Origin of the sequence: Alistipes sp. CAG:29, from assembly GCF_000435435.1 — a bacterium.
Taxonomy (GTDB): domain Bacteria; phylum Bacteroidota; class Bacteroidia; order Bacteroidales; family Rikenellaceae; genus Alistipes; species Alistipes onderdonkii.
On record NZ_FR893507.1, the window covers coordinates 143922 to 159086 of the forward strand.

8 protein-coding genes are annotated in these 15165 nt (G+C 57.6%); 7 read left to right on the forward strand and 1 reads right to left on the reverse strand.

Annotated elements, in window-relative coordinates; all coding sequences use genetic code 11:
- The 3 genes from QVP03_RS13440 to QVP03_RS13450 all read left to right on the forward strand — a co-directional run.
- The coding region (locus QVP03_RS13440) for an efflux RND transporter periplasmic adaptor subunit (RefSeq protein ID WP_288210835.1) at window positions 1-500 on the forward strand (500 nt) is incomplete at its 5' end.
- 12 nt (window positions 501-512) lie between these two features.
- The gene (locus QVP03_RS13445) at window positions 513-3542 is read left to right on the forward strand and encodes an efflux RND transporter permease subunit (RefSeq protein WP_022333903.1); all 3030 of its coding nucleotides are present in this window, start codon (window positions 513-515) and stop codon (window positions 3540-3542) included.
- 9 nt (window positions 3543-3551) lie between these two features.
- Entirely contained in the window at window positions 3552-4865 is a 1314-nt protein-coding gene (locus tag QVP03_RS13450) for a TolC family protein (RefSeq protein WP_022333904.1), read from the forward strand.
- 238 nt (window positions 4866-5103) lie between these two features.
- Here the strand turns inward: QVP03_RS13450 and QVP03_RS13455 are convergent, their stop codons facing one another.
- A complete protein-coding gene (locus tag QVP03_RS13455) occupies window positions 5104-7143 on the reverse strand; it encodes a DUF6259 domain-containing protein (RefSeq protein ID WP_253280092.1) in 2040 nt (679 codons plus the stop codon).
- 1010 nt (window positions 7144-8153) lie between these two features.
- On the opposite strand from QVP03_RS13455, the gene QVP03_RS13460 reads away from it, so the two are divergent.
- The 4 genes from QVP03_RS13460 to QVP03_RS13475 all read left to right on the forward strand — a co-directional run.
- Complete coding sequence (locus QVP03_RS13460; protein WP_288210836.1) at window positions 8154-11132, forward strand: SusC/RagA family TonB-linked outer membrane protein; 2979 nt, start codon at window positions 8154-8156, stop codon at window positions 11130-11132.
- Between the two features lie 13 nt (window positions 11133-11145).
- On the forward strand, window positions 11146-13089 hold the full coding sequence (locus QVP03_RS13465; RefSeq protein WP_022333907.1) for a RagB/SusD family nutrient uptake outer membrane protein: 1944 nt from the start codon (window positions 11146-11148) through the stop codon (window positions 13087-13089).
- Between the two features lie 15 nt (window positions 13090-13104).
- On the forward strand, window positions 13105-14499 hold the full coding sequence (locus QVP03_RS13470) for a DUF1735 domain-containing protein (protein WP_022333908.1): 1395 nt from the start codon (window positions 13105-13107) through the stop codon (window positions 14497-14499).
- Window positions 14500-14592: 93 nt separating this feature from the next.
- On the forward strand, window positions 14593-15165 hold a 573-nt coding region (locus QVP03_RS13475), incomplete at its 3' end, for a DUF4855 domain-containing protein (RefSeq protein ID WP_288210837.1).

The window sequence follows — 15165 nt, forward strand, 5'->3', positions numbered from 1 at the left end:
CGAGCGTCGTGGTGGCCAAGCTGACCAAAATCAAGCCGCTGAAGATCGACCTCTCCGTCCCGGAGCGCTACGCCAGCCAGATAAAACCCGGGACGCGCCTCACGTTCACGGTCGAGGGGTACAACGAGACGTTCCACGCCGAGGTATATGCCACCGAGTCGAAGATCGACCCCAATACCCACTACTTCTCGGTGCGTGCGCACTACCCCAATACGCGGGGCAGGCTGCTGCCCGGACGCTTCGTAAGCGTAAAGATCCGGATGCACGACATCCCCGACGCCATCGCCATCCCGACCCAGGCCGTCGTCCCCGAGATGGGCGTGGACAAGGTATTCCTCTACAAGGGCGGCAAAGCCCACGCCGTAGCCATAAAAACCGGGCTGAGGACGGAATCGCGGATACAGGTCGTCGAGGGGTTGGCCCCGGGCGACACGCTGATCGTCTCCGGCACGCTCCAGCTGCGTGAAGGGCTCCCCGTAAAACTCGACACCGTCGAATAAAACCGCCGCCGCATGAATATTTCCGAACTGAGCATCCGGCGGCCGGTAATGGCATCGGTGCTGACGATCATCATCCTGCTATTCGGTTTCATCGGGTACAGCTACCTCGGCGTACGCGAATACCCGAGTGTCGACAACCCCATCATCTCGGTGACGTGCTCCTATCCGGGAGCCAATGCCGATGTGATCGAGAACCAGATCACCGAGCCGCTCGAACAGAACATAAACGGCATCCCGGGCATCCGCTCGATGTCGAGCGTCAGCAGCCAGGGACAGAGCCGCATCACGGTCGAATTCGAACTCTCGGTAGACCTGGAAACCGCGGCCAACGACGTGCGCGACAAAGTGTCGCGCGCCCAGCGCTACCTGCCCCGCGACTGCGACCCTCCGACGGTCACCAAAGCCGATGCCGACGCCACACCGATCCTGATGGTAACCATCCAGAGCGACAAACGTTCGCTGCTGGAGCTGAGCGAGATCGCCGACCTGACGGTCAAGGAGCAGCTGCAGACGATCAACAACGTCAGCGGCGTGCAGATATGGGGTGAGAAACGCTACTCGATGCGCCTGTGGCTCGACCCGGCCAAGATGGCCGGATACGGCATTACGCCCGTGGACATCAAGAACGCCCTCGACCGCGAAAACGTAGAGCTTCCCTCGGGCAGCATCGAAGGCAACACCACCGAGCTGACGATCCGCACGATGGGGCTGATGCACACCACGCAGGAGTTCAACGACCTGGTCGTACGCGAAGCCTCCAACCGCATCATCCGCCTGAGCGACGTGGGACGCGCCGAACTGGGCCCCCAGGATACGCGCAGCTACATGAAGATGAACGGTATCCCGATGGTGGGCGTCGTGGTGATCCCCCAGCCGGGAGCCAACCACATCGACATCGCCGATGCGGTTTACCAGCGCATGGAGACGATGAAGAAAGACCTGCCGGACGACGTGGTGACCTCCTACGGGTTCGACAACACGCGCTTCATCCGCGCCTCGATCGACGAGGTGCGACAGACCGTCTACGAGGCCTTCATCCTGGTCATCATCATCATCTTCCTCTTCCTGCGCAACTGGCGCGTGACGCTCATCCCGTGCATCGTGATCCCGGTCTCGCTCATCGGCACGTTCTTCCTGATGTACGTCGCCGGGTTCTCGATCAACGTGCTGTCGATGCTGGCCGTGGTGCTCTCGGTCGGGCTGGTGGTCGACGATGCCATCGTGATGACCGAGAACATCTACATCCGCATCGAACGCGGCATGACGCCCAAGGAGGCCGGCATCGAAGGCGCCAAGGAGATCTTCTTCGCCGTCATCTCGACGTCGGTCACGCTGATCGCCGTGTTCTTCCCGATCGTCTTCATGGAGGGCATGACCGGCCGCCTGTTCCGCGAATTCAGCATGGTGATCTCGGGCGCGGTGGTCATCTCGACCTTCGCTGCGCTGACCATCACCCCGATGCTGGCGACCAAACTGCTGGTGCGGCAGGAGCGCAAGAGCTGGTTTTACAGCAAGACCGAGCCCTTCTTCGTGGGAATGAACAACTTTTACCAGCGCACGCTGGCCGGGTTCCTGCGGCGGCGCTGGGTGGCATTGCCGCTCATCGCCCTGATGGTCGGACTGATCGGCTGGCTGTGGCGGGCCATCCCGGCGGAAATGGCGCCGCTCGAAGACCGTTCGCAGATTTCGATCATTACCCGCGGGTCGGAAGGCGCCACCTACGAATACCTGCGCGACTACACCGAGGACATCAACCGCCTGGTCGATTCGCTCGTGCCGGAGGCCCAGTCGGTCACGGCACGCGTATCGAGCGGCTCGGGCAACGTCCGCATCGCCCTGACCGACATCTCGGAACGCAAACGTTCGCAGATGGAGATCGCCGAGGAGCTTTCGGCGGCCGTGCGTACCAAGACCAAGGCCCGCGCCTTCGTGCAGCAGCAGAGCACCTTCGGCGGCCGCCGCGGCAACATGCCCGTGCAGTACGTCCTGCAGGCCACCGGCATCGAACGGTTGCAGGAGGTGCTGCCCGAATTCATGCGCAAGGTCTACGAAAGCCCCGTGTTCCAGATGGCCGACGTCGACCTGAAATTCAGCAAGCCCGAAGCGCGCATCATCATCAACCGCGACAAGTCGAACCTGCTGGGCGTCTCGACGCGCGACATCGCCCAGACGCTCCAGTACGGGCTCAGCGGCCAGCGTATGGGCTACTTCTACATGAACGGCAAGCAATACGAGATACTGGCCGAAATCAACCGCCAGCAACGCAACAAGCCCGCCGACCTGCGGTCGATCTACGTACGCAGCGACAAGGGCGAGATGATCCAGCTGGACAACCTGATCGCACTGGAAGAGAACGTCGCCCCGCCGCAATTGTACCACTACAACCGGTTCCTCTCGGCGACCGTATCGGCCGGGCTGGCGAAGGGCAAGACCATCGGGCAGGGGCTCGACGAAATGGATCGCATCGCCGCCGAAACGCTCGGCGACGATTTCCGCACGGCGCTGGCCGGCGACTCGAAGGAGTTCCGTGAAAGTTCGTCGAGCCTGATGTTCGCCTTCCTGCTGGCCATCCTGCTGATCTACCTGATCCTCGCGGCACAGTTCGAGAGCTTCAAAGACCCGCTGGTCATCATGCTCACCGTGCCGCTGGCCATTGCGGGGGCACTGGTGTTCATGGCCGCCAACGGGCAGACGATGAACATCTTCAGCCAGATCGGCATCATCATGCTCATCGGCCTGGTGGCCAAGAACGGCATCCTGATCGTGGAGTTCGCCAACCAGAAGCAGGAAGCGGGAATCGACAAACTGCACGCCATCGAGGAAGCCTCGCTGCAACGCCTGCGCCCGATCCTGATGACGAGCGCCTCGACCATCCTCGGCCTGCTGCCGCTGACCGTCGCCACGGGCGAAGGTGCCAACGGACGTATCGCCATGGGTATCGCCGTAGTGGGCGGTATGGTGGTATCCACCCTGCTGACGCTCTACATCGTCCCGGCAATATACAGCTACGTATCGACAGACCGGAGTAAGAAACAGAAATAAGGAAGCCCAATGAAACGAGTGATTTTATCGGCCCTGGCCGCGGGGATTTTCGCAACGGCGGCGGCACAGGAGGAGCTGACCCTCCGCAAGTGCCTGGAAATAGGGTTGGAAAACAACTACGACATACGCATCGTGCGCAATGAGGAGCGCATCAGCGACAACAATGCCACGGCGGCAAATGCCGGCATGGTGCCGACGATCGACTTCGAGGCGGGTTATTCGGGGGCGCTGGACAACGAGCGCACCACACCGCGCGAAGGGGACGCATGGTCGGACAACGGCATCTACGACCAGACGTTCAACGCCGGGATCAACCTCAACTGGACGATTTTCGACGGATTCCGCATCCGCACCAACTACAAAAAGCTCAAAGAGATGCAGGAGATGGGCACTGTCCGCACCCGCATCACGATCGAGGACTTCGTAGCCAGCCTGACGGCCGAATACTACAATTACGTCCAGCAAACGCTGCGCCTGCAGAATTTCCGCTATGCCGTGGCGCTTTCGCGCGAGCGGCTGCGCATCACCGAAGCGCGGGTCAGCGTCGGCAATTTCTCGCGCCTCGACCTGTTGCAGGCACGCGTGGACTTCAATGCCGACAGTTCGAAATATATGTCCCAGCAGGAGCTGGTTTCGGCTTCGCGCATCCGCATCAACGAACTGCTGGCCAACAAGGACGTCAACGAAATGCTCTGCATCCGCGACTCGGTGATCGAGGTCAACGGCGAGCTCAAATGGGAGGAGCTGCTGGCGCAGACGCTCGACACGAATGCCTCGCTGCTGCTGGCAGGGCATGACAATGTGCTGGCCGAACTCGACCTGAAAACCGTGCAGGCGCGCAACTACCCCTACCTGAACCTGACGACGGGATACGGTTACACCTACAACCGTTTCGGGAACGGGACGACCCGGTCGCGCGGAACGCTGGGACTGAACGCCGGGGTGAAACTCGGCATCACGATCTTCGACGGCAACCGCCGCCGGGAGCAGCGCAACGCCCGCATCGACGTGGAAAATGCGCAGCTCACGCGCGAAAGGCTCGAGCAGTCGCTGCGTGCCAACCTGTCGAACTTCTGGCAGGCCTACCGCAACAACCTCGAGGTGATCCAACTGGAAAAGGAGAACCTGATCGCCGCCAAGGAGAACTACGAGATCGCCATGGAACGTTACCTGCTGGGCGACCTGCCGGGCATCGAGATGCGCGAAGCGCAGAAGAGCCTGCTCGATGCCGAAGAGCGCATCCTCACGGCCAAATACAATACGAAGGTTTGTGAAATATCGTTGCAGCAGATCAGCGGCAACGTCATGACTTACATGGAATAAACCCGCGGTTCTCTGCTCGTCCCGGGCATCGGGGAACGCGCCGCGAGGAAATCACGGAACAGCCGCCTGTAATTCCCGCAGACAGGGATATACTCCTTGCGAAGACGATGCGGTTGCGGTCGATCACGCGGATTCCGGCGGGCAAGCCCCCCTGCAAAACAAGGGTGCCCGGCGTGCGTTACGCCGGGCACCCTCTCCTACCCAACCTGTCCGGGCCCTGCCCGGACATCGTTACCCGTTACAAATCAATACGCTTGCAGGACGCACCCGCCACCTCGAAGGGCTTGTCCACGCCGGGTAACGAAACCTTATGTTTTTTTTCATCCATATTGACAACGATATAGACCTTGCGGCCGTCCGGCTTCCGCCACTCGGCGGCCAGCACCGACGCGTCATCGCCGAACCCGGGGATCTTCACGATGGGATTGTCGCCCGCCGGGGTGAGCTCGCGGATGAAGAGGCCGCCGTACACGACATCGTGCAGGCTGCGGCGGAAATCCATGAGCGTCTTCATGAAACGCGCCTCGCTGACGGCCTGTTCCGACATCAGCGGGACGGGGTCGACCCACCCGATCTGCGAACCCCACAACAATGCCTTCGCCAGTTCGTAACGGAAGTCGCCCAGCGACATCTTATCCGCCTCGCTCGGCGTATAGGTGAAGGCGCTGGTGACGGCACGGTCGGAATAGACCATCGGGAACACCGGCCGGATGATGCAGTTGTCCTCCTCATGGGGCGTATTGACGACCAGCAGCATGTCGAACAGGTCGATATAGCACTCGGCATTCTCCTCGCTGGTCAGGATCCTGTCCTCGAGCAGGTGGTGTGCGCGGATCTCGCCGATAAGCCTGCGGTAGCCGTCGTACCAGAAATCGCCGCCCCCGACCGGGTGGCCGTGCGCCTCGTTCCAACAGGGTTCGGGCGCCGCCGCAGCGATCTGGTCGATATAGATTCCGTCCACCCCGACCGCGTGTTGCAGGCTGTCCACCAGCCCGATGATCTTCCGGTGCCAAATATCCGTCGAGGGGCAGGTCACCGTATTGAGGACTTTCGACGTGGGGTAAATCTCGGTATAGAGCGACCCGTCGGGTTTACGGCACGACGCGTCGTAACCGCGGTCGCGCTTATAGCTGTCGGCCGCCGGATCCCAGAGCCGGCCGTTGATATAGGGCGTCACACGCGCCCCCAAAGACTGGGCGCTCCGCACCATCCCTGCGAAACGCTCCTGTGCGGGCAGGTAATCGGGATAGTGGGTATCGTAGGGGTAATGATGCCAGAAATACCAGTGCACCCCCAGCCCTTTCCCGAAATACCGGGCGGCACGCCGGACGGCATCGTACGTCCGGTCGGTCACATGCTTGGCACGCACCCACGCGTCGGCATCGTAACACCACTGCGGGATATTGCGCGAGGCGAGCGGCTTATGGCCCCATTCGGTCGTGAAGGTAAACGGACGGTACCACCTGACAACGGCATCTTCCCAACCCTTCGGCGTGAAACCCGTGACCGAGATCCACGGCAGGCGGAACGTCCCGTCCGCGATCCATCCGGCCGAGGCGGGGATGGCATCGCTGAACGCAACCGTCGTCGGCGTACACTGCGCCGAATAGGTCTTTCCGCAGCCGCGGCGGTCTTCCGTCCCGTAATAGAACGCACCCTCGGCATTGTGTACCACGAGGAACTGCATGGCGGAGGCATGCGACGGGTAACGGGCTTCGAACGTGGCGATGTCGAGCGGCTTCTCGACGCCCCAGCCTTCGGTGGTGATGATCCTGCCGTCTTCGGGGCGTTCGATCACGACATTGGGGAATTTCAGATCCGTGACCAGCCACCCGGCGGGCAGGTCGGCCTCTATGTTCCATTGCAGCAGCTCGCCGCCGTCGGGAAGCGTCACGTACATCCGCACGGGATATTTCACCGGCGAGTAGTCCAGCGTCAGCTCCCACGTGAACACCAAAGTTTTGGCATGGGCGTCATCGCGCACCTGCACCCCGCGGTAAACGGCATGTTCGGGTTTCAACTCCGGGTTTTCTCCCTGGGAACCTTTGTATATCAGGATCCACGGCGTTTCGTTCTTGCCTGCCGCGACGACCTGTTTCCCGTTGAGCACCAGTTTCTCGATGTCGAAGCTTCCGCTCCCGCTGAAAACGGCCTCGACCGCACCGTTAGACAGGGTGTAGTCCTCGCCTGTACGGCTTGCGGCCGTTTTATCCTGTGCGAATATTTGCGTGTGTAGCAGGAGGCCCGCCACCAGCATACAACAATTTTTAATCATCATTTATTCCGGGTATTTTATTGAATTTTCAACTCAGCGCAGTTCCATGCGGTACGGCCGGCGTAGCCGGATGCGGGCATAAACGGCAAATATAATATACATAGGTATACCTTGTTAGCCGGTAAGCCCGAAAGTTTACAGGACAAAAATAAGCAAAAATATTTTACTTACAAGCCCAGGAACAGTAAAAAACTTTTCAAATCATTGAAGCGGCAAAAATCAGGGCATGCAATTATTATCCGTCAGGAACAATTCGGGAACAAGCGAAATATAAAAATATAAAATATTGTATTACACAATCTTAAGAACAAAGACCAGCCTAAGCCAGTGCCCAGAAGCCAAGTGCCTGATAAAAAGGATATTAGTTTTTCAAAAAAAAATCACGGTTCGAAAGCAAGGAACAAAATATTGATAATCAATAAATTATATATACAAATTCGCCAACAGGCAAATCGCACCGCACCGCATTAAAGTAAAAAACTTATCAAAAATAGTAATGATAATAATTTTATTGTTATATTTGTTACCGGATAATGAATACTTTTAACTGAATTTCACAGAAAAGAAAGTACCACACAGGCCGTATGTTGTCGTGTATCAAGTTCTTTCGGCATTGACGGCCGTATCGGCAGACGAATTATAAAACCGACTAATTATTCACCATACCTAAAAACTAAAACATGCCTATGGTAAAACAGACGAGACCCGAACTATTGACTTCCTGAAAACACTAATCCAAAGTGCTTCTAGCCAAGCAAGGATCAATCCAACACGTACGGGCCTGCGGCGCCCGACCGACGCCCGAACCGTACAAATCTACATTAAGTAATTATAAATGAGGAAATATGACAATGACTATACAAAAGCTCTTTTGTAAAATAATGCTCCGGTCATTCGTGTTGATACTGGGGCTTATATCGGTTACGGAATTGAGCGCAAATCCCGAATTTGTGTATTCCGCAAGCAGCCTGGAATCGTCTGTTACCGCCCCGCAAGGGGGGGGGAACGTCAAGATGACCGGACGCGTCCTGGACGAGACCAAGGCGGGTGTACCGGGAGCCACCGTGATCGTCAAGGGCAGTACCCGCGGTGTCATCACGGGTAATGACGGTACCTTCTCGATCGACGTGAAGCCGACCGATGTAATCGAGATTTCGTACCTGGGTTATGAAACCCAGAGCATTCCCGTCGGAACGAAGACCAACATCGTGACCGAGCTGGTGCGCAAGGTTTCCGAACTGGAGGCGGTAACCGTAGTCGCATACGGTAAACAGCGCAAGGAGAGTATCATCGGCGCCATCAACACCATCGACGCCGGCGAACTGGAAGTGGCAAGCGGCTCGCTCTCCTCGAACCTCGCCGGCAAACTGGCGGGTATCGTCGTAATGCAGCGTACGGGCGAACCCGGATCGAGCGCCGAGTTCTGGATCCGCGGACAGAGTACGTTCGGTGCCAAAACCACCCCGCTGGTGCTCGTCGACGGTATCGAGCGCGACATGGACTTTGTCGACGCGGACGACATCGCCACGTTCTCCATCCTGAAGGACGCAACGGCGACCGCCCTCTACGGTGTGCGCGGTGCGAACGGCATCATCCTGATCACCACCAAACGAGGCACCGAAATGACGGCGCCCCAGATCCGCGTCAAGGCCGAATTCGGCATTACGCAGCCTGTCCAGCTGCCCGAGCTGGCGAACGCTTCGCAGTGGATCGACTACTACAACGAACTCTACCGCGACAGCGGCAGCACCGAGATGCCGATTTCGGACTATGCCCGCCAGATGTACCTGAGCGGCCGCGACCCCGACCTCTATCCGAACGTCGACTGGGTCAACACCATCTTCAAGGACTTGGCCATGACCGGGCGCGTACACGCGAGCGTCACGGGCGGCTCCCCGAAAATCCGTTACTACGTTTCGGCATCCTACTACACGGAAGGCGGTATGTTCAATGTCGCGGACAATGACCGTTACGATGCCCAGATGAACTTCAACAAGTACAGCTTCCGCTCGAACATCGACATCGACATTACCAAGTCGACGCAGCTGGGTCTTTCGCTGTCTACGCAGTATACCACCAAGAACGCGCCATGTACGAGCACGAACGACCTGTACGCCTATACGATGTACGTAACCCCCGTGGCTACGCCGACCGTATATTCCAACGGCATGCTGGCGATCCCGCAGGAGTCGGGCTCGGTCAACCCCTACAACATGCTGAACAACACCGGATACAGACGTTACAACACCATGGTGGCGCAATCCCTGTTGTCGCTTACGCAGGATTTCTCGGACATCATTACCCCCGGACTGAAAGCCAATGTGAAATTCGCATGGGACGCCCAGAATGCGACCCTCCTGGAGCGGGCAATGTCCCCGGTAACCTACTACGCCACCGGGCGCGATGAAAACGGCGAACTGATGCTGACCGCTGCCAATCCCAACGGCAGTAACTATATGAAGCTCGCAACATCGGACTCCTCGGGTACGACGGCCATCAATTTCGAGGGCTCGCTTATCTATGAGCGCCTCTTCGCGGAAGACCACCGCGTAAGCGGCATGTTCCTCTACTCGGTACGCAGCAAATCCAAGAACAGGCCGCTCAATTACATCGACGCCTACCCGACTAAGAACATGGGTATCGCCGGACGTTTCACCTATGCCTTCCGCGACAAGTATTTCGCCGAGTTCAACTTCGGTTACAACGGTTCGGAGAATTTCGCTCCCGGCAAGCGCTACGGCTTCTTCCCCTCCTACGCCGTAGGATACATGATCAGCAACGAAAAATTCTGGGAGCCGCTGCGCGACAAGATCAACATCCTGAAGATCCGCGCCTCGTACGGTAAGATCGGTAACGACGAAATCGGCGGAAGCCGCCGCTTCGCCTACAATACGACCATGAACACCAATGCCGGCGGGTTCACTTTCGGTGACATGGGACAAACCTACCTGCCCGGCTATTCGACCGGCGAGTACGGCAATCCCGACGTTGCCTGGGAAGAGGCGACGAAGGCCGACGTCGGTATCGAACTGGGGCTGTTCAACAAGATCAAGATCCAGGCGGACTATTTCTATGAGAAACGCGAAGGCATCTTCATCCAGCGCGAATCCACCCCGTCGGTGGTCGGCACGAAAACGGCGCAGTGGGTCAACCTCGGCCGCATGAAGAACCAGGGTTTCGACATGTCGCTCGAATTCGACCACAGCTTCAACAAGGATTTCAGCATATCGGCACGCGGTAACTTCACCTACAACCGCAACAAGAAACTCTACGACGACAAACCCGACCAGATCTGGAAATACCAGAACCTCGCCGGCTTTGCCAACAACCAGCAGTTCGGCCTGATTGCCGAAGGACTGTTCGAGTCGGAAGAGGATATCGCCAACTGGCCCAAGCAGGATTTCGGTACCGTACGCCCGGGTGACATCAAGTACCGCGACGTCAACGGCGACGGCGTGGTCAACACCTTCGACAAGGTGGCCATCGGCTATACGCTCGTACCGGAGATCAACTACGGTTTCGGCGCCAGCCTCAAATGGAAAGGCATCGACGTATCGGTATTCTTCTCGGGCGTGGGCCACGTGACCCGCATCATCCAGGGCCAGAACCTCTTCGGCGCTTCGTCGACGATCCTCCGCATGGGACAGATTTTCGAGGATGTGGCCAAGAACCGCTGGACGCTCGACAACCAGAATCCCAACGCACCCTACCCCCGTCTGTCGCTCAACAAGGTGGACAACAACCAGCAACTTTCGACCTACTGGCAGCGCGACATGAGTTTCCTGCGTCTGAAAGACGCGGAGATCGGCTATACACTACCCGAAAGCATGACCAAGAAATGGGGCCTGTCCAAGATCAGGTTCTATATCCAGGGAAAGAACCTGATTACATTCAGCGATTTCAAGCTCTGGGATCCTGAGGTAAATGCGAATTACGGTAATGTATACCCCCTTATACGTACCTTTGCAATCGGTGCAAACGTCAACTTCTAAAAAAGGATAAGCTATGAAAAAAATACGAATATTCGCAACCGCCCTCTTACTGGCCTTTACGCTGTCCTCCTGCGAGTCGTTCTTCGACGTGGAACTGGACGACCAGGCCAAGATCGAGGATATTTTCCGGCAAAAAACCGAAGTCCAGAAATACCTGAGCCACCTTTACTCCTACATTCCCCAGGAAGAAGAGGTCGTAGGCATGCACGGCTGGACGGTAGGACGCTCCGACGAAGCGCTCTTCTCGTGGTACCAGTGGGTCTACTACACCCAGTTCAGAACCGGTAATTACAGTAGCGCCACGACCAACTTCAATTACTGGCCGGATTACTACATCGGCATCAACCAGTGCTCCATCTTCCTGAAATATATCGACCTCGACAAGGAAGACACCCCGACGACAGTTGCCTATATGAAGGCCGAGGCCCGCTTCCTGCGCGCCTACTACTACTTCCTGCTGTTCCGCCAATACGGCCCGGTATTCATCTGGGGCGACCAGATCGCCGACGAGACGATCGACGCCAAGAGCGTAGACCGCCACACCGTACAGGAGAACATCGACTTCATGGTCGGGGAGCTCGACGCGATCAAAAACGACCTGCCGGTACGTACCGACGACATCGGTATCGACGGCAAACAGTGGGCCGGCCGTGTTACGCGCGGTGCAGCCTTGGCGCTGAAATCGCGCATACTGCTTTACGCAGCATCGCCGTTATACAACGGGTGCGACCTTTACAAAGGCCAGATGCAGAACATTCGCGGGGAATTCCTCTTCCCGCAGAGCAAGGACGAGACCAAATGGGAGGCAGCCGCACAGGCAGCCTGGGATGTGATCGAGTTGGCAGAGACCGGTTTGTACGATCTCTACAAGGATACGGAACAGACCGATGAGTTCACGCGTTACATGTCCTCTTATCAGGGCGTAAGGCTGAAGCCCTGGAACAAGGAGACCATCTGGGGCTGGTGGAGCCGCTCGGGCGGTTATTCGTGGCTTGGCGGCACCGGAGGTCTGCTGGCATGCGCCATGCCCGGCATGACAAGCGGCGGCGCATCGGGTGTCGTTTACCAGGGATACGGCGGTATCCAACCTTCGCTGAAATTGGTAGACAGCTATCCCATGTACACGACCGGACGCTATCCCGTGACAGGCTACCAGGGTGAGAACGACATGTCGAAACCCATCGTCGACCCGCAATCGGGTTATCAGGCCACCGGCTTCACCGAAGGGTACAAACAGCCCGGTATCGACTGGGGCGACGGCATCAAGGCCCACAACAGTTGTATCAACCGCGATCCCCGTTATTACGCCTGCCTCGTACCCAACGGTTTCTGGTGGCCCAACAAGACGGAGAATATCAAGTTCACCTGCTACAACAACGATGCTTGCACCAATAAGTGGAATGCTGGTGAAGGCGGCGGTATCACCCGCGTAGGCTATGTATGGCGCCGTTTGCTCGAAACCAACAAGTCGCTGCGCGAAGCCAAGGATTACACTTCGATGCAAACGGTTTATCCGGCCTTCCGCCTGGCGGAAATCTATCTCAACTACGCCGAGGCCTGCAACGAAAAGCCCCAGCGCGACGAGACCGCAGCGCTCGAATACCTGAACAGGGTACGCGCACGTGTCGGACTGAAAAAGATCGAGGTCGCTTACCCCGAAATCAAAGGGAACAAGGAGCTGCTCCGCTGGTGCATCCAGAAAGAACGCATGGTAGAGTTCGGACTGGAAGCGATGCGCCACTACGACGCCTGCCGCTGGATGATCGCCAAGGAAGAATACCCGAGCGAGAACTGGACGCTGCACGTAAGCGCCACCACGTACGAAGAGTCCTACGAACGCGTACACACCGACTACGTCGGCGCCCCGGCCGTATTCCGCGACAAGGACTATCTCCACCCGATCAATGCGGCACAGATGGCCGAAATGACCAATATGACCCAGAATTACGGACATTAATAAATGCTCGAACCTATGAAAATAAATATGTGGAAACTGTTGATTGCAGGACTGTTTGCTTCGGCCGCTCTGGCCGGCTGCGAGGACAATCGCAACAACTTCATGGTAGACGATACGCTCTCATTCGTCAATGAGGAACAATATGCAGGCGTATCGGTTTATAATGGGAAATACGAATTCGCCATACTGAAAAACGGCAAGGGGCAGCAAAGCGCCAAAGCGCTCCTCAGCGTCTCGGAAACTGCCCTGGCCGAGTACAACGCGGCCAACGGCACCAACTACGCGGTGCTGCCGGCGAATTGTTACAAACTCTCCTCTTCGACGATCGGGTTCTCGGATGGCGACACCCGTAAATTCGTCGAGGTTACGTGGGATGACGCAGCCATCTTCGCCCTCGGCGAGGGTACGGAGTATGCCATTCCGCTTGAGCTCACCACGGTCAACGACGCGCTGGCCGTCGACGCGAACCGCAATGTGAAGATCATCAACCCCAAGCGCGCTTCGATCGGCATGGAGAAGGAACTGGCAACACCGTTCCACCCCACCGCTACGCACGAGGAGATTACCTTCGACGGCAACATCGTGCTCGACAATGCCATCACGACAATGGATCTGACGGTGAACTACGCGATCGACAACAGCCTCGTGGAGGCCTACAACCAGGCCAACGGGACGAACTACCTGGCCGCGCCCGAAGGGTTCGCCAGGCTGGACGCCGCCAGCTCGCAGATCGCAGCAGGCGAGACGACGGCCAAGTTCTCGGGCAAGATCAACTCCGACAAGCTGTTCACGGGCAGCAACCTCGATATCGTGGGCGACCTGCTCGTGCCGGTGCGCATCACCTCCGCGTCGCTGGACGGTATCACCGTCACCACCGAGGTCATGTATGTCCCCTTCTCGATGGACAAGGAACTGAAGGGCCCGTGGAAATTGCTCGAAGGCGAGGATAACTGCTATGCAAAAGACCCGAACAACGGCGGGGCCGCATGGATCATGCAGTATACAGCCGACAAACTGTTCGATGGGGAAATTACCGCCGGCCACGAATGGATATCCTGGTTCGCCACTCAAATCGAATTCCCGATAACGTTCGTCGTGGATATGGGACAGCGGCAGGTGTTCACGAAATTCCGGATCAGCGATTACTCGACCCACCAGGGTAATTACCGGGATTATGAGATCTACACGGCCGAAGAGTATAGCGGTGCAAGCACCCAGTGGAATCTGGTAGCCAGCGGTAAGCGTGATTTCAACTGGACAGGTGTGCCGACGCCCTATGACTATGCAGTCCAGAAAACGATCGCAGGCCGTTACCTGAAATTCGTGATTGTCAAACCCGAATACGCCCAAACCGGAGACTATCTGTATGGCCGCGGTAAACTGGCTGACGTACAGGGTCTGGGATTCTAACGACAGATGTTGAATAATTAATCCCGTTGTGAGTTCATTCTCTTTCACAACGGGATTAATTTTAATTTTACGAATTACGACTTACCGACTACGATGCTCAAATTCCTGAAAAATATCGTTCCGTTCGCAGCGGCCGCAGGATGCCTGCTTCTCGCGGGCGGTTGTTCCCGGACTATGTACCCGCAGGGGCAGCACCGCAGAGACCTGCAACCCCCCACGGATGCCGTGTTATGTTACGGCGGCAGCCACCACCGCACCCCTTTCCTGTGGGATAAGGAGCGGCTGGCACCCTATGTCACCTATGTCGATAAAGAGGGCACAGAGCACTGGCTCTTCGACGGGTTCATCTTCCTGGAATTCCAGGACACGAACCGCCCCGACGCAGAACTCTACGCCTTCGAGACGGGGCATCTGCGTGACACGGGCGAATCGGCCGGCAAAGCGCAATGGCAGGAGCTGATCGACTATTATTTCACGGACGGCAACGGGGTCGAGGCCCTCGAAGAGGCCGTGAAGGAGGCCGCCGCGCGGTTGGGCAAAGCCCCGCAGAAGCACAAGGTCATCATGGTACTCCCTGACCCGGTGATTCACCGGCACTATATCGACACGACGTCGAGTACGACCTATTGGGGTGCGCTGGATGGCCAGCAGCTGGATTTCAGCAGG